Genomic DNA, 19,750 nt, shown 5'->3' on the forward strand with positions numbered 1-19,750 from the left:
GCGATCGATCAGTCGTTGTACGGCGTCATCGATTGTTGGGTTTATGTTCTGCTCCTGTACCAAATTGGACCAGCGTACCCTGTATGCCCCGCCAACTATCTTGCTTAAGTGCTTCTCTTGGATTCCCACACCCTGATGTACTCTCCGTAAGCGCTGGGTAACGGGGACGATTAGAGATTCGAGCTGAGCGCGCGAAGCGATTTCTCCAACAACGGTGTCCTCTACCAGGTATGCGCCTGCACGATTCCGAATGGTCCCGTGATCGTAGATAGTCGGCATGAGATCGGGTGCGTAGGGGCGCACCTTATTGTGTGCATCGACTGTGCGAGTAATACCATTTCGTTTTCCACCGGTCTGGTAGCGAACACTCAGACTCTTAGCAGCGTAGAAGGCGCGGAGTCGAATTTCTTCTTCGACGTCGAATTTTCCTATCAATATGGATTCTGCTCGCACCCGTGCACGGGTTTTCCCGTGACCTGGAAGCTCATGTTGTTGATCTCTGGGCAAGACATCGAAGCCCTCTTCGGTAGCCCAAGCAGATCGCTTCGAATACGTAAATGTTCTTGGAAAGAATCGTGATCTGAGTTTAGGAGACTTCCGCTCTACCTCGGCGACTCGGCTCAGTGCAGTATTCCACCGTTGATGTTCTATGTTTGGCAACCCGTTTCACCCTGTTAACTTTTGCATTTCATTTGGTGTTCTTTTGCTCTTTGAATTGCGAAAGATTATACAGGAGAACTTTCGTTGCCCTAAAAGTCGATTGCAGTGTTGGGGAACTCGTAATTTTCGTCTACATGACCTACCTTCGGACTTAATATGCTTTACAATAGGTGAGGCTTGCCTAAATAAATTAGTTATGCGCTTGTGGTTTGGTTGGCTCCCTGGCTGAGATGGGTCTCAAAGTTGACGCCTATCGCTGCGAGGGGAAGGTCTTGTCGAAAATTCGAAAAGACTTTTTCTGATTGAAAGAAATAGGTTCAGTATGTGCTGAACCTGATGAGTTCTGCCCTACCTGCAGTAGTGGGGCAACTATGAGGAAAGCAGATAAATGCATAAGTCATCACTTCCACCAGCGCCTCAGGTGCCGCTGAGCTGTACCCAGCCTGAAAAGTCCAGAGACGGTCGAGTAACTATTGCTACCCGCGCTACTGCGCTCATGGGTGCAATTGCTTTGAGCACTGCTGGTCTAGCTGGTGTTTCTGTACCTGCACATGCAGCAACCGATGCAGGCGTAGCGGCAACCATCGCTTCGACGATGGTCCAGACCGATGCTTCTGAAAGTGGTCAACGTGAAATTTCCCAGTCCGAAATCAGTTGGGGGATCAGATCATCTTTTCGCAACTATATTAAAGGACCGATTGCAAATGGTTCCATTACAGCCGTCGGCGGTACCGGTGCAGATAGCGCTGGGATTGTGACGTGGTCTGACGGCGCAGGCTCACTCAAAGAGGCCGATTCCCTCAGCGGCAGGGTGAGTTTTACGGGCGGTGTCAGTTACCGAGGACATGCCGGGGACCAGTACGAAGACGGGTATGGACTCAACGTTGATCTGACGAACCCGACCATTGAGTTTGAGGAAACCGCAGCGGGTGTGACCGGCGTGCTATATATTGATGCCTTTGCGAACCCCTATGGTGCCGCTACCGGTATTGACAAGAAGCAGGTCGCCTTTGCCAATCTGACGTTCTCGGATGATTTTGCCGTGGAGGGTGACACATTGTCCGGTACTGCAGCCGTCACTTTGCATGAGGATGGCGTTGATGCATTTATCGGTTTCTATGAGGCAGGTTCAGAACTTGACCCAATAACTTTTTCAGCCACCCTCGCTCCAGAAATCACTGAGGTATCACCTGAAGCCCCGGCACAAAACGGTGGCACAGTCACCATTCCAGAAGTTGAGGGTATCGAATATGTCGTCGACGGTGAAGTCGTTTCCCCCGGAGACCTGGATCTAGAATCGGGTGTACCGATAAAGGTCACTGCCCGAGCAGAAGAGGGATATGCGCTCACCGAAGGTGCGACCTCAGAATGGACCTTTGAATACGAAGCCCCTGTCGTTGCAGAAGCTCTACTGACCGTGACACCGTCATCTGAGCTCGATCCGAATGGTCAGACCGTTACTATTCACGGATCTGGTTTCGACACTTCCGCTGATGCACCAGCCTATCTCCCTGTGAATAAGGCTGGCTTCTACGTTCAGATCGGCTGGATAGATGAAAACTGGCGGCCATCTGAAGGTGCGCCGTCGTCTGCACGATCGAACGCGTATTCGGTGTGGGTCCAGGACACCAATGGTGATGACCCGTACATGCTTTGGGAAGAAGCTGAAGATGGAACTGCAAGCTTCACCTGGGAAATCGAGATCGATAAAGCAACGCTTGATGAAAAGCAGCGCGAGGGTGCACAACTGGCGGTATTTACTACCCCAGCTGGCGGAACACAACAGCCCATGAACGAAACGATGATTCCGATCAGCTTTGCCGATGAGGCCGAGCTGCCTGATCCGGACGACTCTGAATCGCCAGAGCCCGGGGATACTGAGTCTCCTGAGCCAGGCGAGTCTGAAACTCCTGAGCCAAGCGAGACTGAAACACCTGAACCAAGCGAGTCTGAAACTCCTGAGCCAGGCGACACTGAGTCTCCAGAGCCCGGTGAGAATGAGTCTCCGGAAGCAGGGGATACTGAGTCTCCTGAACCAGGCGAGACTGAGTCTCCATCGGCTGACGCTGTAGGCCACAACGTTGATGACCTCACCAAGAACAACCGTGGAGACATTGACGTTCCCACAAGTGCACAGGCCGGAGATACGATTACGGTAAACGTTGGTGAACAGTATGCAGGTGAGCAAGTTGATCCTGTATTGTTCTCGGATCCGTACGTGTTCGACACTGCGACTGTCGCTGACGACGGATCGATTCAAGTGACCTTGCCAAATAACGTGACCGGAGAACATCGTTTCGCTGTCTACTTTGCAGGTGAGACGGGTGCTGACGGTGTCTTGGGCTGGTCGACCATTACTATCTCTGCGGCAGACAACGAAGGCCAGGAGGCTAACGATGGCGATGACACCGGTGATGACTCCGAAAAGACGACGACTGTTGGTTCGAACGATAACGAAGCGGACAAGGCCGGTGGCCTAGCGAAAACTGGTGCTGAGGCAGTAGTCCTTGCTATCGGCGGCCTGTTGTTACTCGCAGCCGGTGGCGGTGTACTCTTTGCTTCCCGGGCACGCCGTAACGGTATGCAGCAGTAACGCTTTTCTGCTCATTTCAACTCGACCGATTTTGTATCGGACTTGTTGAGCTCTTGCTAGAGGCCCAGTTCATGACGTTCTGTTATGGACTGGGCCTCATACTTTCCGATGGGAACCGACGGCTTCGTGAGTTAGGGAGCTTGTTGAGTCTGCGTCGTTTCAAGAATGTTCTTGGCTATAGTCGAGAACATGAGCGCGTGGAGGGCGGAATGACACGCCAGTCGGGGCGGCCTATCAGTTCGTTCGGTAAGAATACTGCTTGTTGATATAAGTGCCTGCCGCAATGGTCCAATAGTTCAACAGGCTCCACCCGCCACCAGTCCACAAGATTGTTGACCCGCAGCTGGTGTTCGTCCTTTCACCCTCTGGCAAGTCAATAGCCGCAGAGTGCTTGAGCCATGAGTCCGCGGCTCTTCGACAAAGTCGATGCCGAGTACTATCCGCGTGGGTCACCGATGGTTTTTATAGCTTGCCCTGCGGCACCGGGTGAGGCGTTGCCTTCGCGCTCGCGTTCGTCGGTCAAGACAGTGTTTTCCGTCCACTTTGGATCGGATGGCATGGAATCGGCGGGGTTTCTAGATTGCACTGCCAGCACGTCGTCCTAGGTGACGTCTCACAGGCCACGTTTTTACCGGGTGAGGGCGCGATAGTAAGTTTCGCAATACATGATCAGTCCACGCGGTGGGGCTGGGGAGAGATTTGCAGTCTCATGTTCGTCGGTCACAGCGTCTTCCGCCATGGAAACAGTCAAGGGTATGGCTATGCCACGGGGGTATGGGAGTTATCATGCCAATCCAGAGTTCCGACAAGCGTTGGGCGGGATGAGCAGTGCCTGAATTTTTCGTCGAAATATACCGGCGACCTGCGCGTTCTGATCCAGCATCGGCGTTAAAGACGGTGCATTGTCCGCGCCGATTGTTCTAACAAGCATTATCTGGATGATCGGGGGCGCAGGCATGAGCCAGGTAGTACAGGTTGTCACGACAGATGGCGATTGGTGCAATAGTATTCTTCAGCTGGCTCGGGCCCGGCAATAGGGTAGGGGAGGCGTTTGGCCAGATGCCGAATGATCTCGAAGGACACGGGTGCTTACCCGTTGAACCACGGCCTGTTGTCAAGATGACTCACGTTGTGAGCGAGAGCGCGAATCGGGAATCCAGTCGCTATAAGTTCAAGGATCAGTCGGCCGCCGACGTGACCGCTGGCATCTGTGGCCAGGGTGTGCGGCGTCCCTTGTCTGATCGTAGGCGTGTATCTCATGGTGATGCTGAGTGCTCGCTCATGTTCACAAGGTCGTTGGCTTCACTTACGCCAAGCTCGGTGTAAGCGTGAAATTTGCAGTGCATCTGGCTTCAGCTGTGTTGTGCAATACTCAAGACTGCTAGGTTGGCCAACTCAACGCATCGCAACGAAGTGCAGGTGTCGACGTTCGAGGAGTCAGCTTGAATACCGACGCTCTGTCAAAACCGTGCTGAAGAAGACTCCGGATGCAGACGTATGCATCCGAACGACCATGGAGGCTGACGCAAAACCCGTCAGTTGTCCCATGGCGATCCAAGAAATTGAGAAGTACCACACGGTCTGGTTCATGACCCTTATTGATAAGACCGCGGTTCGCGAAATGACAGGTGGCCAACAGGATAATGTCACGATCATTGAAAAGGCTTTTGGATATCGATCACCAGCACTGCCACTATCGTCCAGGATGTCGAGCAGAAGAAGGCGTTCAGATCCAAAGTTACCGGGGCCTTCTTCGGCAATTCGAAGCCTGAGGACTTCGACGTGAGCTTGTTGCGGGTTACTTCGGATACCGCCTTGTACCGGGACTTATCAGACTTATTGGTGGGAGGCTATCAAAAAGCTGAAAGATCCCGTCAGCGATAAGCCAGACCATCCATAAGAAACACCCGAGGTAAATGTTTAATGAATTCCTGGGGCCTGACACTGTCCTGGATCATTCACCTGTTCCAGGGCAGTGGCGTTAAGGCAAAAATCTCTTACACGGCCACCGGTGTGAGACTTTTGCAGAAGGTGCCGAGTTCTTCAAAGATAGCCTTGTTGTATCTGAAGCCACAAGCTGCTTCGTCAACGAAAGCATCTTGTTGTTCGATCGTGAAGTCGAGACTATTCAACTTCTCGCGGTAGGCGTCTTTATACAACTTCGGTTTCGAAATAGTTTTAAAAGTGTACATGTTGAGCTGGTGGTCGTGCACGCGATAGTGCCGCTGCATCAGACGAGCAATAGCTAGACCGCCGGATAAATCGCCTAGATAGCGCAGGTAGTGGTGGGCGGCAAGACGAGCAGGGTCTCCCGCGACATTACGGATTCTTTGGGCGTACGTAGCTGTTGATTTCAGTTCAACTGGGTCTGGATGCAATCCGGATTCGGGTAGTAATGTCTGAAGATCTTCAAGGATTGCGGTGCGTCGATCAAGTTTTGGATCGAATAATTGCACCACTTGCGGACGTTGTGAGTTATCTCTGAAATGTTCTACCGCAGCATCTAGTGCTTGGTAGATGAAATGATACTGCGAAACGAGCATCGCATATTCGCGTGTGCTGAGGTTTCCGTTCATCAGTTCCGTTATGAACGAAGCTGACTCTGCTGAACGGTGATCTTCTTGTGTCAGTTCTTTGACACGAGCGGCTAGCGATGATGCCTGGTTAGAATGTGGCATTTTCCCTCCGGTGATGTGAATGGGTTAGGGGAGGAATCAAACCGCAACAAGAGGGCGATTCGTTTTCTCATTAGGGAAGCCTAACTTAAATTCATACGTGTCGGAAGCCCTGGAGCAAGAGATCGCTTTTGTGCCCACAATTCCGGCGTGAATTCGAGTTTCGTTGCGTGGTGGTGTCGCCCATCGAGCTGTGATTAGTAATGAACGTCACCTTGTATTCATTGAGGATAAAAGTTTATCAAGAGTATTCGTTTTATTAATTCGCTCTTTCTGTTAGGGGTTCGACTTCGGTTAGGCGTATTTCGAAAGTTTTTGTCAGAAATGTTGGCCATTGTGCTTGTGCTTGTGAAGTGGGGGTCATATAGTGTTCTATCAGTTAGGTAAGGCAAGCCTGACCAATAAAAGAATCCATGGCTTCGGTAATCGAAGCACGCTTGTCATCCGAGTAAAGATAAGAAGGGCAGATGCCGATGAACGCAGCAAGGAATGTGAAACCGGTCTTCACTTTCTGGTCTGACGTACTTTTCGGCTGGTGCTCAATCACGGTTGACAATGCTTGCCACCACCCAGACCTCGTGCCGTCACGACGTCTGCAAGCTGCCTTTGAAACTGCGCAAGTTTATGCGAGGACTTGTCGCAGGGTCGAAGGTTGTCACACCGGTGCGACTGGAATTGGTGCTGTTGCGGGTCACCAAAGCGCCGGTGGTTCTCACGGTATTGCGAAGGCACTGTCAGGTCTTTTCGTCGTCCTGAGAGTCGTCATCTCGATGTTCATGTTCGGTGCGTTGAACATTGTGCGATACCTACGCGAAGCCGATAGGGCAGACACCTCTATGTCCTAGAACTTCGTATGAGGCCTGGACGATCTGTTTCCAGCATTTTTGGATCTGGTGTTGAAAACAGATCGTCCAAGGCCGTCCCGCATCAAGATTTCGTTGACACACACTCACGTCCAGGAGGACCCATCCGATGGGCCGAATATACGCGCTCAACCCTGTGCTTCGTACATCAATGCTGATGCTCGTGATCGCAGTATTATCGATCGCATCAAGCGCTTTTGCGCTAGCCTCTACGACGCACAACGACCCGGCGACGGAGAGTACGACCTCGCGGATGGCAGTCGAGGGTGGGGAACTGACCTGGGGGATTAGCGATAGCTGGCGAACGTATCTCAATCGCTCATTCGTTGGTGGACATACGATTCCGCAAGCACCGGCGCGCGAGGCACAAGATAATCGCGCTACGCTCGTTGAAGCATCCGGGTGGATTGATATTGAAGACGGTAGTGGCTCGATCGAATACAACGGCGGAATCACCTCGCAGGGACATAAGGGGTATACAAACCCTGACGAGTGGGGCTTAGACCAAACTCTGAGCCAACTGAAAATTGAGTTGGCATCTCAACAGACTGCAAAACTTACGGCCCTTGTGAGCCAATCGTCAGCCTTACCGGCTTTTCCGAAATATTCCGATCAGCGTGTGCACATTGCGAACCTAACATTCTCAGCAGACCAACTTCACACGGGTGAAATTACCGCCTCTGCAGAATTTGCGCCGGACGGCGCTGACATTTATGCGCGCCTGAACGAAAAATACGAGCCGGGTGCCGCCATGGATGATGTGGTCTTCTCATTTACAACGAGCGGGCCAGTACCTGAGCCATCTGAGCCGGAGAGCCCTGATCCTGAAGAAACTGAAAAGCCCGATCCCGGTCAGACGTCTCAACCGACCCCGACTCCATCGCAGCCGACAGAAGAACCGACTGCTAGTGCGCCGTCTACCCGCGGTGTGGAAGGCTCCCTGCAGTGGGGCGTGCGGGAAAGTTTCCGTAAGTACGTGGTCGGCCCCATTGCCAATGGCAAGATTACGCCGTCGAGTGGGGCAAAACAAATAAGTGGTAACGGTGTCTTTACCTTCCCACAAGCTGCTAGAGGGAGCAAGTGGAATGGCGCCACAGGCCAGATACAGTATGCCGGCAACGTGAACTTCTATGGTCATAGCGGAGTTATGGACGTTACGCTGTCGAACCCTATCATCGTCGTAGAAAATGCACGGTCTGCCAAAGTACAAACACACTTCAACGGCAAAACCATTACCATAGGTAACATTGACCTTTCCGGTGCAAAAATGAGCTCGTTGCAAGGTGACGCGGTGCAGTATCAGAATGCACCAGTTACGCTGCATTCCGAGGGAGTAGCGTTCTTTGCGCACAACGGCGAGGGATTCTACAACGCGGGCGACAAGCTCGACGCGATCACGTTTACCGTGGGTGACAGCAGCAAGACGGACGTGGCCAAGACACCGTCGTCGAAGAACGTCGGCAGTCAGCAGACTGATGGCGGCTCGTCGTCAACTTCGAATGCGGAGACTCCTGCAACGACCACCGGCACTGGTTCTGCAGCAGGATCCTTGAAATGGGGTGTCTCGAGTTACTTCGCCAAATACACCACGGAAAAATCAGGGACCTCCGGCTGTCCAACGCCAAGTAAACACTGCGCGGGTGGAAATATTGAAACCAGCGGTGTTGGCAGCGGGTGGCTATTCCCACAGGCAACCGGCGGAACTTGGAATGACGAGAACCATACCGGTACCGTGAATTTCTCCGGGGTGGTCCAATTTAACGGCTATGGCATGACTATGTTCCAGGTTGCCAACCCATCGATCACTGTGCACAATGACTCATCGGCAACCATCAGCACGGGTAATACGACCAACCACGGTCAGGCTTCCTACCAGCTTGACCTTTCGCGCGGTACAAAGACCGTCAATGACGATGGCACTGTGACCTGGAGTAATGTACCAGTCAACGGTGCACTTGCAGGGATCAGCGCTCACCAAAGCATTGGACTCGACCCGCTCACCTTAACCGTTGGAACGGCAAATGACGCCGCCTTCGGTGCTGGTGCCCAAGGTGACGACGGCAGCAGCACAAACGAAGCCACTTATGAGGCCGCTGAGACTGCACCGACCACCGAAGGTCTAGAAGTTCTGACTCCGGCAGATCGTATCCGTGAAGGCGGGCGTATTAAAGTCAAAGCTGAAGGCTTCGATGCCGAAGACGCTGGAATCTTGGCGGTGCTGTATGACCAAGCAGGTGGCACTGAACCGACGATTCTCGATGACACCGCCACAGCGGATGAAAACGGTGTTGTCCAATGGTCTGGCACCTTACCGGAGGGTATAACCGGTGAGCACGTGTTGACCCTGCAGGGCAGTCACGATGCGGGTGCAGCAATCGACATTCTGCCTGCGGAAGCCATCGCTACCATCGCACCGATCGATGAACTGGCCGCTGACCTAGGCGATCGTATCTTGATTGCTGCTTCGGGTATGCAGCCCTGGGAGTGGTGGGCTAGCGCCGGTGCCCTGCTGAGTATTGCCGGTTGTTCGACCGCACTGACACTTCGTCATCGCCGGAACCAAGTCCCTGGGGCCCTCCAAGGCTGAATCTCGATGACACATCACTTGCAACGAGGAGTATTTTTGGCAAGCCCCCAAGTCACACGCAGTGTGACCAGAACCCTATTACCGACTATGTTGGCGACTGCGATGTTGGTCGCACCATCATCGGCACTGGCCAGTCCCGAAACTGATGACCAGCCAGCAGACCCCGGTATCTGTCAGATTGAAAATGCTGAACTGCAATGGGGACTGAAGGAAAGCTTCCGGTCTTACATCAGTGGCTCAATTGCTAACGGTTCATGGGAAACTGCCGATGGTGCCGACTATGAGACCCCGCAGTTCATCTGGTCCGAGGGCACTGGCACATATGACCCATCAACGGGCACAGGCTCGGTATCATTCACCGGCACGGTCGTATTCAGTGGCCATGATGGTGTTTTAGACCTGACGATTGCCAACCCGACCTTCGAATTTGAAGGTGACGGAAATGCGGCCCTGGCGTTGGATACCAAAAGCAACGACATGGAGGGCAACCTGGCGGTCGACGACCAGCAACAGTGGGTTGCCGAAGTCAGCCTAGATGAGCAGCCCGAAGTAGGTGATGGCCTGGTCGAACTCGCAGATATGCCCAGCGTACTCACCAACTCGGGTGCGGCTGCATTTGCTGGCTTCTATGAGGCCGGCGTGGATCTTGACCCTTTGACGTTGAACTTCGATTTCGCTGATTGTGACGCCCATGGCGGAGCAGTGGCTGATACAGCCGAGCCACCAACGGCCGAAGAAATCGTACAGGAACCGACCATCATTCCAGCTCCAACAATTCCGTGGCTGCCGATCGCCTTGGGCGGGCTCGCCCTGTTTGTCATCGGCCTGACCATCGGTGTATTCATCGGGGGCCGAAAACCAGCTGCCCAGCGTCGGAAACGCCACAGCGTAGACCAATCCGATATCCACAAGTTGATGGAGGATCAGCATTGAGCATACCTTCACAACAGCCACGCGTGCTCGGTTGGATTGCCACCGCACTGGTTGCGGGGCTGACACTGGTTGGCTGCAGCAACACCGGACACGAGGGGCTTCAGAAACAATTTCAGCCAGCACTGGAAGAAGTCGAAATCCTTGAAAATCCGCGCGATTATGTTGGTCCTTCCACAGCGGTAGTGCAAAGTACAGACATTGACCCTATTGCGGAGAATCCAACACAAACCCTCCCCACGACTGTGACCTCATATCAATCCAACGGAACGACCGAAGAAATCGAGATCACCGATACCACTCGGGTCGTTGCCCTGGATATTGCGGGTTCTATCGCGGCAACCATCTGGGCGCTCGGATTTTCTGACACCCTGGTTGGTGTGGATCAATCCACGACTTTCCCAGGCACCGAAGATATTGAAACCGTGACATCAGGTGGCCATACGGTCAATGCCGAAGCGATCATCGGATTGGAACCCGACGTCGTGATCACAGACGGTTCCGTCGGTCCGCGCGACGTCGTCGAACAACTGACCGATGTGGGCATTGACGTTGTTTTTGTCGATAACGAGTCTTCGTTTGAAGGTGCCGAAAACCTCGTGCATCAAGTTGCCGCAGTGTACGGTGCTCCCGAAACCGGAGAACAACTGGCCGAGCAACTGGCCGGTGAGATTGATGCCAAGGTCGATGAGATCGCCGCGATGGTGCCCGAGAACGAGGATGACAAGGTTCGGATGTTGTTCCTTTATCTGCGCGGTAACGCCGGGGTGTATTACATGTTCGGGGAGGAATCTGGGGCCGATGAACTCATAGATGCGCTTGGTGGTGTCGATGTGGCTGAAGAGCTTGGTTGGGACGGTATGAAACCTATGACCGATGAGGCCCTCGTTGCGGCAAATCCGGATCTTATTTTGACGATGTCTGGCGGTATCGAATCCGTAGATGGCGTCCAGGGCCTGCTTCAGGAGAAGCCTGCCGTTGCTATTACCAAGGCCGGTGAGAACCAGCGCATCGTGGATATGGATGATGGCATGATTCTGTCGTTCGGTCCACGATCGGCCGACGTGCTGGACGCTCTGGCACGGGCCATCTACGCGCCAGACTCCGTAGCGAATCTTGTAGGCGAAGAGTAATGGCTGTGATAGATCAGGCGCACGTGCGCACCACGGACCGTGAGACCCGCAACAAGCCCAAGCGCTGGTTCCAGGTCAAACACTTGGTGGTCATTGTTGTTACCCTGGTGCTTTTAGTCGTGGGCGTTCTCCTATCGGCTGGTCTAGGACAGTTGCCGATTGGTACGAGCCAGGTCATCGGCTCGATGTTACAAACCGTGGGCATTGATACAGCCATGGCCCCGGATGATCGGCTCATGGAACAAACCCTGTGGCAGATCCGTTTTCCGCGCGTGGTGATGTCTCTGCTGGTGGGCGCCTCCCTGGCGGTTGCCGGCGGTGTCATGCAGGCGATCTTTGGCAACCCGTTAGCAGAGCCAGGTGTTGTCGGTGTCTCCTCCGGTGCTGCACTGGGCGCTGCCACCTCGATTACGTTGGGTATGTCAGTCTTTGGGAACTGGACCATTGCAGCGATGGCGTTTATCGGTGGCCTGTTCGCCACGCTCGTTGTCTACGCCACCGCACGAGCCCAGGGACGCACCGAAGTGGTGACGTTGTTGCTTACTGGTATTGCCGTTAATGCGTTTGCGGGAGCCGGACTAGCCCTGGTGAACTTTGCCGGTGATACCCAAAGCCGTGAACAGATTGTGTTTTGGCAGTTGGGTTCACTCAACGGATCGCGCTGGGATGAGGTTGCCGTTGTGGCCATTGTCGCCGCAGTAGCCACGGGCTTTGCGCTGGGTTTTTCCTCGCAATACGACTTGCTGTCGCTGGGGGATCGCACGGCGGCTCATCTCGGAGTCAAAGTAGAAACGCTGCGCATTTTCTCGGTCATCCTGGTTGCGCTATTGACCGGTGTCGGTGTTGCTTTTGTGGGGATTATCGCCTTCGTTGGGCTGGTCGTTCCACATTTGATCCGCATGATGGTCGGTCCAGGACACCGTTGGTTGCTCATACTGTCAGCACTGGGCGGTGCCACCCTACTAGTCTACGCTGACCTGTTGGCTCGTACCTTAGTTCCCTCGGCGGATCTACCGATCGGTATGCTGACTTCACTGGTCGGTGGACCGTTCTTCTTCTGGCTCATCCGTCGCAATCGTAGAGGCGCAGGAGGCTGGGCGTGACCGTGACATCAATACACACCTCCGTGGCACAAGCCCTGCATAATGTCAGCTACCAAACCGGCAGCCATAGGATCATCAACGACGTCAGTCTCGATGTCAATTACGGCGAAGTACTTGCGCTGGTTGGACCCAATGGTGCGGGCAAGTCTACGTTGCTCGGTTTGTTAGCTGGGGACCTGCACCCAACCGCTGGTGCCGTCAGCCTTGAAGGGCGTGACCTGGCGGATTGGGATGCCAAAGAACTCGCCAGGATTCGTGCAGTCTTGTTGCAGTCCAACCAGGTAGCGTTTTCGTTTACCGCTCGCGACGTCATCGATATGGGTCGGGCGCCCTGGATTGGAACTGCTGAGTCGGCAGCAGATGATGAGGCAATTACACAGGCCATTGACTTGACCGATGTTGGGCACCTGACTGGGCGAACCTTTCCGACACTTTCGGGTGGTGAAAAAGCGCGCGTATCGCTGGCCCGCGTTATTGCCCAGCGCACCAGAATCGTGATGCTCGATGAGCCCACCGCAGCGCTGGACCTACGTCACCAAGAAGACGTGTTGACCACCGCTCGTACTATTGCCGCTCAGGGGCGCGCAGTGATCGTCGTCTTGCATGATCTGTCTCTCTCGGCAGCGTACGCCGATCGGGTAGCAATTCTGGACAAGGGTCAACTGGCCGCGGCGGGTCACCCGGCTGAGGTGCTGACCGCTCAGCGGGTTCGAGACATCTATGGCATTCAGGTGCGGATCATCCAGGATCCAGATACCGGCCGACCGATCGTGCTGCCACGACGCAGCATCTAAAGGGATGCCACACAAGCTGGATGGGCGGCGTGTTTGCAAAATTACCACAAGCGCAGCAAACACGTCGTCCATTCTTTATTTACCCGATGTTCACTCTGAGGTGGTTCGATCGTGAGTCGACGCATGTATTTTCTGGTCTGGCAGTGCACAATGGAAGTATCGTCGTTCTGACCAGCCGCAGCTGAGGAGTATGTCTTGTTCGAAGAACTCATTCCCGACCAACCTCGTCAAAACTTGCGCGAGTTTATCGACACATTGCGAGATGGCGGTTACCAGGTGACCGACGGCCATACTCCAGATCCGGACTTGATCGACCCGATGGGCAAGGCGGTTGAAACCTGGCGAGAAAACTACCCGTATTCTGAACGCCTATCCCGCGATCAATATGAGCTAGAAAAATATAAACTCCAAATAGAGCTGCTGAAACTGCAGTACTGGGCTGAAGATACCGGCCAGAAAATTATCGTCGTCTTTGAAGGCCGCGACGCCGCTGGTAAGGGCGGCACGATCCAACGGTTTACTGAATATATGAATCCGCGCACGGCTCGCACCGTGGCACTCAGTAAACCAACCGAACGAGAGACCGGCCAATGGTACTTCCAGCGCTACATTAATCACTTCCCAACGGCCGGCGAAATCGTGCTTTTTGACCGGTCCTGGTACAACCGTGCCGGGGTAGAACGTGTTATGGGATTCAGCACCGAAGACCAGTACCAGACGTTTATGAATCAGACCCCGGTGTTTGAAAAGCTCCTGATTGATGACGGTTTTCATCTGATCAAATTCTGGTTCTCGGTGACTCAAACTGAACAACGCACCCGGTTTGCGATCCGTCAGTTGGATCCGGTTCGTCGATGGAAACTATCACCGGTCGACCTGGAAGCACTCGACCGGTGGGAGGCTTATACTGAAGCCAAAGAGCTGATGTTTTTACACACCGATACAGATCACGCTCCCTGGGTAACAGTGAAGTCCAACGATAAAAAACGCGGCCGTCTCAATGCGATGCGCTACTTCTTGAGCCAATTCGATTATGACGGTAAAAGCCACGATGTTGTCGGGGTGCCAGACCCACTGTTGGTCATGCGTGGCCGCGACGCAGTAGGGGACTAACGCACACCCCAGGAAGGAACGCATGAGCAGCCCGCCTGCTAGCCGGATTCGGCGGGCCCGTGCTGCCACAGGCCTACTGTTTCTCACTAACGGCGCGCTGCTGGCAAACTTGATACCGCGCTACCCAGAAATCAAAGCTGCCTTGGGCATGACCGACTCGTTATTTGGCTTGTCGGTGGCAGCCTTTCCACTGGGTGCCATGATCTTTGGGGTCTTTGCCGCCGGTCTGATCAGACGATTTGGGGCAGGGATGATCGCCACGCTGATGACCATTACCTTGGCAGTCTGTCTGGCAGCCACGGCCTTCATGCCTGAAGTGTTCTTATTTGCTCTGGCGTTATTATTGGCTGGAGGAGCAGACGCTATTGCCGATGTGTCACAAAATGCCCACGGACTGCAAGTTCAAGATGCCTACGGTCGTTCCATATTGAACTCCTTCCATGCTCTATGGTCCTTCGGCGCGGTCCTGGGTGGGTCTATGGCCGCAAGCGTGTTATTTCTTGAACTGAATTTACATGTGCACCTGGTGGGTTCAGCGGTGTGTTTTATTGTGGTCGCGCTCATTGCCTGGACCATGACTTTACCGTCGACATCTGCTGAAGACTCACCTGAAACCGATATCCGGCGTCAGGATCTCAAACGCATTCAGTGGGCAGTACTGTGGAACCCGAACACCATGCTGATGGTGGGCGCTTTAGTTCTGCTGGCCATGGCTGAAGCAGTAGTAGAAGATTCCGGGAATTCTTGGTCTGCTCTGTATATATCAGTGCATCTGGGTGCACCAAGCTCCATCGCGGCCTTCGGGTTCACCGCTTTAGTCGCGGGTCAGTTGATGGGGCGGGCTACAGCCGACCGATTTGTTGATCACTTTGGGCAGCGTCGCGTGATTCGTACTGGTGGCATCATCATGACGGTAGGGATGGGACTGGCAATCGCATGGCCAACGGTTCCGCTGACCATTGCCGGTTTTGCCGCGGTGGGATTCGGTTCCTCGGCACTGATTCCAGCCGCGTACAATGCGGCCGATGATATTCCCGGCCTACGTCCTGGCGTCGGGTTGACTGTGATTTCATGGTTTATGCGACTCGGGTTCTTAGCTGCTCCACCGGTTGTGGGGGCGGTGTCAGATATGCTGTCGCTGCGGTGGGCCCTGCTGGTTGTTCCGCTGGCAGGAATGGTGATCATCGTGCTTGCCAAGGTGCTGCCGGGGCGCCAGCCTCCGATACAACAGCAGCTCTAAAAAAGTTCTCCTCAGAGCCGTAGGCTGCAATATGGCTCGGTCAGATCCACATGGCTGGATCAACGTATTCAGCCGGGTCAACTGCAGGTTTTGCTTCTTCCTGACTGCGTCGAATACGGATCTGCGCGGGGATACCGGTGGCAATGGAGTCTTCGGGGGTGTCTTTGACTAACACCGCATTGGCGCCAACAGCGGTCCGCTCGCCCACCACCACTGGGCCGAGAATTTTGGCACCGGCACCGACGACAACATCATTTTCCAGGGTCGGGTGACGCTTGACCTTTTCCAGGGATTGGCCGCCCAGCGTGACACCGTGGTAGAGCATGACGTCGTCGCCAATTTCAGCCGTCTCACCGATGACTACACCCATGCCGTGGTCGATGAAGAAGCGGCGGCCAATTGTTGCACCCGGGTGAATTTCGATGCCGGTCAGTGCCCGGTTGAATTGTGAAAGGAGTCGCGCTGGGGTTTTGAGGCGTTCTTTTTGCCACATCTTATGTGCGACGCGGTGCATCCAAATAGCATGGAGACCGGTGTAACCCACAGCCACTTCAAATGTACTGCGTGCAGCAGGGTCGCGGTCTTTGGCTGCCTGAATGTCTTCGCGGAAGCGACGTAAGAATCCCAATGTTTCCCTTTCAAAAAGTGTCATTGATAAGCTCAACACACAGACGGTCGAAATTATTCTATGGTCAAGTGAACCGCCAGTTAAGCATTAAAGCGGTCTGCCTTCGGGCTGGCAACAGAATATGCATTCCATTGCTGGCCCGAAGGCAGCATCAGATAGCTGTGTTGACTACCCGCGAATGTCTTCGTAGAGAACAGTGGAGATGTAGCGTTCGCCGAAGTCTGGAATGACTGCGACGATCAGTTTGCCGGCGTTTTCTTCTTTCTCGGCTTCATCCAGTGCTGCAGCGATTGCCGCACCCGAAGAAATTCCGCCCAGGATGCCTTCCTTGGTGCCCAGCAGGCGAGCATTCTGTACGGATTCCTCTAGAGTTGCAGTGTAAACCGAGGAATATAATTCGGTATCGAGTACATCCGGGACGAAGTTTGCGCCAATGCCCTGGATCTTGTGCGGACCTGGTTTACCACCTGACAGGATGGGGGAATCCGCTGGTTCGACAGCAACGATCTTGACGTCGGGCTTCTGTTCTTTGAGGTAACGCCCCGCACCAGTTAGGGTCCCGCCGGTGCCAATACCGGAAACCAAAATGTCGATCTTGCCTTCGGAAGCTTCCCAAATTTCTGGACCGGTCGTATTGTAATGAATTTCCACGTTGGCCGGGTTAGCAAACTGCTGGGCCAGAATCGAGTTTTCAGTCTCTTCCACGATCTGGGCGGCTTTTTCTACTGCACCCCGCATGCCATCAGCACCCGGAGTGAGAACGATTTCTGCGCCGTAGGCGCGTAGCATCACGCGACGCTCGTTAGACATGGTCTCAGGCATGGTCAAAACAACACGGTAACCGCGAGCAGCGCCTACCATTGCCAGCGCGATGCCGGTGTTACCCGAAGTGCCTTCAACGATGGTGCCACCCGGACGAAGTTTGCCGGATTTTTCGGCAGCGTCGACGATGGCGACTCCGATACGGTCTTTGACGGAGTTGGCCGGGTTGTAGAACTCGACTTTGACGGCTACCTGAGCGGGCAGGCCCTCGGTGAGACGGTTTAAGCGAATGAGAGGAGTTTGGCCGACAGCCTGGGTGATGTTTTCGAGCATCTTTGCCATGGTGAATTAATCCTTTACGGGCATGCAAATTTAAATGGGTTCTGATGATTAACAATAAAGGAAAGGTCGCGAACCGTAATTATTCTAGCCACGCGGAGTAATGTTCGCGAACATTGGCCAATTTCGGGTTAATAACAACCTGACAATAACCCCAGGTTGGATTGCGCGCATAGAAGTTTTGATGCTCGGCTTCAGCCGGCCACCAGATCGCGTCTTCTTCAATGGTGGTGACGATGGGATCCGACCAGTATTGTTGATGGCGCTCAATGGCACGTTCAAAAAGTTCTCTATCTTCGGCAGACTGGGGAAACAGTGCTGAACGGTACTGTGGACCAACATCAGCACCCTGACGATTTAGCGTGGTTGGGTTATGTGAGGCAAAGAGCATATCTACGATCGTGTCGGCGTCGATGATGTTCTGGTCGAACGTGACTTTTACCGCCTCGGCGTGACCCGTTGTTGCCGTCGATACCTGCTCGTAGGTGGGATGGTCTACGTGACCACCAATATAACCGCATTCAGAGTCGATGACGCCGCGAGTTTTTCGATACACGGTGTCAGCACACCAAAAGCAACCTCCGCCCATAATCAGGGTGCGGTGATTATTATTTGCTGGGGATCCCTGTTGCTGCGTCATATTAGTTAAGGCTACCGCACCTGGGCAGGCTATGGGAGTGTCACGCTATCAGGCATCGAACGTGGAAAACCGCTGGTTGATGGCTTTACTCAATATCCACATTGGCATATTCCGGATAAACCCGACACGCAGCTATCCACCGGGGACATCGGAAAGGGCCCTTACCGCGAATGGCTTGTAGAAGACGTTCACTCAGCTGTGCGTCAGGCAGGCGTTCGGCGAATTCGACCATATCGTTCCAGCCATTACGGCCACCGATCCGCTCAACCAACGCCGACCTGATCACCAGTTTTGAAGTTGGTGATTGCCGAGCCGATTTTGGTAACGATACCGGCGATGTCATGGCCGGGCGCCATGGGACGGGTTCCTGGCGCCAAAATCGTCCCGAAGATTGTGAATATCTTCGTGACAGGTACCTTTATAGACAATCTCAATGAGCACGTCGTCGATGCGTATGGCTCGGCGGGTGATAGTGCAGCGTTCAAACGGTAGATAGGAGTCAAAGAAGCGTGTCGTATAGGCCTCTGCACACCTTGGTTGGTTCCGCCTTACTGAGGTGCCTGAAAGCGTGGAAATGGCCGCTGGTTAAACACCACCGCGGCTACACCATATGGATGCAGCCGCGGTGGCAATCGCTACGTTAGGGCTTAGTAACGTGCAGCGGTGTTCAACGGTGGGTTGTACTGGGTGTAGGTAGACAGCGAGTCAACGCTAATACCGGACTGTGGGTTACGGGCCTGAGCGATCTTGCCATCACCAACGTATACTGCAACGTGGTAAATACCGGATGCTGATCCGTTGTTGGACCAGAACACCAGGTCACCAGGTTGCAGGTTATCCAATGAAACGTAGGACTTTGCCTGGCTGTACTGAGCCGAGGAGACGCGTGGCAATTCGATACCAGCGGCGGCGAAAGCAGCCTTGGTGAAGCCAGAGCAGTCATATGCGCTTGGACCATTGCCGCCGTACTGGTAAACAGCACCCGAATTCACGATATCTAGGGCTTTATCAATAGCCGCAGCCTTTGGGCCGGAAGCCGATACGGAAGCTGTCGAGACTGAGCTTGCGCTTGCGAACTCAGCGCTTTGGGAAGATGAACTACTCTGGGAGGTACTGGATGCGCTCGACGCGGAGGCAGAAGTTCCCGAAAGTTTCAACACATCGCCAGGGTAGATGATCGAGGATGCCGACAGGCCGTTAGCATTCATGAGTTCATCGAGGGAAACGCCCTGCGAATGTGCAATTGCTGCAAGGGTATCGCCAGACTGAACGGTATAGGTGCCAGCAGAACTAGAACTCTGCGAAGCGGTGTCGGCTTGCGCGCTGCTCGGAGCTGGAACATCGTCAAGCGCTGCATTGGCCGGAGCCATGCCGAAGAACGTTGCACTAGCGGCGGTGGCCAGGCTGGCAACACCTAGCGAGAATTTCTTGTTTCGCTTGGATCGCAGCGCAAGCTGCTGTGCTTTTTCGGCTTCAATGCGTGCTCGGCGAGTAGGGTAGGACATGGTATTTCTCTCAAACGACGACGTATTAGCTTTTTCCACATCTGCTTTTCAGACGCGTTCCGATAACTCGTTGTTATCAGATCGTTATCAAGCGTGACATTCTTGTTATTTAATTGCAACCTGATAAATTACTCGAAGCACGATTTTTTCGAGAGTGGGTTTTCCAGATCCGCGTGATCATAGGG

17 protein-coding genes are annotated in these 19,750 nt (G+C 53.9%); 9 read left to right on the forward strand and 8 right to left on the reverse strand.

The annotated features are described in order from the left end of the window. The coding region (locus K8V32_RS10465) for a hypothetical protein (RefSeq protein ID WP_303906909.1) at positions 1-507 on the reverse strand (507 nt) is incomplete at its 3' end. Between the two features lie 541 nt (positions 508-1,048). On the opposite strand from K8V32_RS10465, the gene K8V32_RS10470 reads away from it, so the two are divergent. Continuing rightward, positions 1,049-3,253, forward strand: a complete 2,205-nt coding sequence (locus tag K8V32_RS10470; protein ID WP_303906913.1) for an HtaA domain-containing protein — start codon at positions 1,049-1,051, stop codon at positions 3,251-3,253. A gap of 436 nt (positions 3,254-3,689) precedes the next feature. Here the strand turns inward: K8V32_RS10470 and K8V32_RS10475 are convergent, their stop codons facing one another. Continuing rightward, on the reverse strand, positions 3,690-3,812 hold the full coding sequence (locus K8V32_RS10475; protein ID WP_303906915.1) for a hypothetical protein: 123 nt from the start codon (positions 3,810-3,812) through the stop codon (positions 3,690-3,692). Positions 3,813-4,517: 705 nt separating this feature from the next. Here K8V32_RS10475 and K8V32_RS14645 point away from each other — a divergent pair. Beyond that, complete coding sequence (locus K8V32_RS14645; protein WP_369681062.1) at positions 4,518-5,039, forward strand: pyridoxamine 5'-phosphate oxidase family protein; 522 nt, start codon at positions 4,518-4,520, stop codon at positions 5,037-5,039. A gap of 211 nt (positions 5,040-5,250) precedes the next feature. Here K8V32_RS14645 and K8V32_RS10480 read toward each other — a convergent pair whose 3' ends face one another. Beyond that, positions 5,251-5,931: a biliverdin-producing heme oxygenase gene (locus K8V32_RS10480; protein ID WP_303906918.1), complete on the reverse strand. Its 681-nt coding sequence runs from the start codon at positions 5,929-5,931 to the stop codon at positions 5,251-5,253. A 969-nt stretch (positions 5,932-6,900) separates the two neighbouring features. Here K8V32_RS10480 and K8V32_RS10485 point away from each other — a divergent pair. The 7 genes from K8V32_RS10485 to K8V32_RS10515 all read left to right on the forward strand — a co-directional run bounded on the left by K8V32_RS10485 (position 6,901) and on the right by K8V32_RS10515 (position 15,691). Continuing rightward, a complete protein-coding gene (locus tag K8V32_RS10485) occupies positions 6,901-9,378 on the forward strand; it encodes an HtaA domain-containing protein (protein ID WP_303906921.1) in 2,478 nt (825 codons plus the stop codon). Positions 9,379-9,414: 36 nt separating this feature from the next. Beyond that, complete coding sequence (locus K8V32_RS10490) at positions 9,415-10,311, forward strand: HtaA domain-containing protein (protein WP_303906924.1); 897 nt, start codon at positions 9,415-9,417, stop codon at positions 10,309-10,311. Beyond that, complete coding sequence (locus K8V32_RS10495; RefSeq protein WP_303906927.1) at positions 10,308-11,441, forward strand: heme/hemin ABC transporter substrate-binding protein; 1,134 nt, start codon at positions 10,308-10,310, stop codon at positions 11,439-11,441. Before K8V32_RS10490 ends, K8V32_RS10495 begins: the two co-directional genes overlap by 4 nt. Further along, complete coding sequence (locus K8V32_RS10500) at positions 11,441-12,544, forward strand: FecCD family ABC transporter permease (RefSeq protein WP_303906930.1); 1,104 nt, start codon at positions 11,441-11,443, stop codon at positions 12,542-12,544. Before K8V32_RS10495 ends, K8V32_RS10500 begins: the two co-directional genes overlap by 1 nt. Next, positions 12,541-13,338 (forward strand): heme ABC transporter ATP-binding protein, encoded by a 798-nt coding sequence (locus tag K8V32_RS10505; protein ID WP_303906933.1) that lies wholly within the window; start codon positions 12,541-12,543, stop codon positions 13,336-13,338. The genes K8V32_RS10500 and K8V32_RS10505 overlap by 4 nt, the downstream gene beginning before the upstream one ends. 195 nt (positions 13,339-13,533) lie before the next feature. Beyond that, positions 13,534-14,451, forward strand: coding sequence for a polyphosphate kinase 2 (gene ppk2, locus K8V32_RS10510; protein ID WP_303906936.1), 918 nt, complete (start codon positions 13,534-13,536; stop codon positions 14,449-14,451). Positions 14,452-14,473: 22 nt separating this feature from the next. Next, a complete protein-coding gene (locus tag K8V32_RS10515; protein WP_303906939.1) occupies positions 14,474-15,691 on the forward strand; it encodes an MFS transporter in 1,218 nt (405 codons plus the stop codon). Between the two features lie 40 nt (positions 15,692-15,731). On the opposite strand, the gene epsC is transcribed toward K8V32_RS10515, so the two are convergent. From epsC to K8V32_RS10540, 5 genes are all read right to left on the reverse strand, one after another. After that, positions 15,732-16,376: a serine O-acetyltransferase EpsC gene (gene epsC, locus K8V32_RS10520; protein ID WP_303907039.1), complete on the reverse strand. Its 645-nt coding sequence runs from the start codon at positions 16,374-16,376 to the stop codon at positions 15,732-15,734. Between the two features lie 111 nt (positions 16,377-16,487). Then, positions 16,488-17,423: a cysteine synthase A gene (gene cysK / locus K8V32_RS10525; protein WP_303906942.1), complete on the reverse strand. Its 936-nt coding sequence runs from the start codon at positions 17,421-17,423 to the stop codon at positions 16,488-16,490. Between the two features lie 79 nt (positions 17,424-17,502). Further along, positions 17,503-18,060, reverse strand: a complete 558-nt coding sequence (gene msrA, locus K8V32_RS10530; RefSeq protein ID WP_303906945.1) for a peptide-methionine (S)-S-oxide reductase MsrA — start codon at positions 18,058-18,060, stop codon at positions 17,503-17,505. Between the two features lie 263 nt (positions 18,061-18,323). Next, the gene (locus tag K8V32_RS10535) at positions 18,324-18,416 is read right to left on the reverse strand and encodes an alcohol dehydrogenase catalytic domain-containing protein (protein ID WP_303906948.1); all 93 of its coding nucleotides are present in this window, start codon (positions 18,414-18,416) and stop codon (positions 18,324-18,326) included. Positions 18,417-18,707: 291 nt separating this feature from the next. Beyond that, complete coding sequence (locus K8V32_RS10540; RefSeq protein ID WP_303906951.1) at positions 18,708-19,565, reverse strand: C40 family peptidase; 858 nt, start codon at positions 19,563-19,565, stop codon at positions 18,708-18,710. Positions 19,566-19,750 lie beyond the last annotated feature (185 nt).

The sequence above is a fragment of the Enteractinococcus helveticum genome (genome assembly GCF_020742345.1).
Classification (GTDB): Bacteria; Actinomycetota; Actinomycetes; order Actinomycetales; family Micrococcaceae; genus Yaniella; species Yaniella helvetica_A.

Excerpts from the sequence above, each read along its gene's own strand:
- K8V32_RS10500 (WP_303906930.1), top strand. The coding sequence starts at position 11,441 with ATGGCTGTGATAGATCAGGCGCACGTGCGCACCACGGACCGTGAGACC.
- K8V32_RS10485 (WP_303906921.1), top strand. The coding sequence starts at position 6,901 with ATGGGCCGAATATACGCGCTCAACCCTGTGCTTCGTACATCAATGCTG.
- K8V32_RS14645 (WP_369681062.1), top strand. The coding sequence starts at position 4,518 with ATGCTGAGTGCTCGCTCATGTTCACAAGGTCGTTGGCTTCACTTACGC.
- K8V32_RS10540 (WP_303906951.1), bottom strand. The coding sequence starts at position 19,565 with ATGTCCTACCCTACTCGCCGAGCACGCATTGAAGCCGAAAAAGCACAG.
- msrA (WP_303906945.1), bottom strand. The coding sequence starts at position 18,060 with ATGACGCAGCAACAGGGATCCCCAGCAAATAATAATCACCGCACCCTG.
- K8V32_RS10515 (WP_303906939.1), top strand. The coding sequence starts at position 14,474 with ATGAGCAGCCCGCCTGCTAGCCGGATTCGGCGGGCCCGTGCTGCCACA.
- K8V32_RS10470 (WP_303906913.1), top strand. The coding sequence starts at position 1,049 with ATGCATAAGTCATCACTTCCACCAGCGCCTCAGGTGCCGCTGAGCTGT.
- K8V32_RS10535 (WP_303906948.1), bottom strand. The coding sequence starts at position 18,416 with ATGGCGCCCGGCCATGACATCGCCGGTATCGTTACCAAAATCGGCTCG.
- K8V32_RS10475 (WP_303906915.1), bottom strand. The coding sequence starts at position 3,812 with ATGCCATCCGATCCAAAGTGGACGGAAAACACTGTCTTGACCGACGAA.
- cysK (WP_303906942.1), bottom strand. The coding sequence starts at position 17,423 with ATGGCAAAGATGCTCGAAAACATCACCCAGGCTGTCGGCCAAACTCCT.
- K8V32_RS10480 (WP_303906918.1), bottom strand. The coding sequence starts at position 5,931 with ATGCCACATTCTAACCAGGCATCATCGCTAGCCGCTCGTGTCAAAGAA.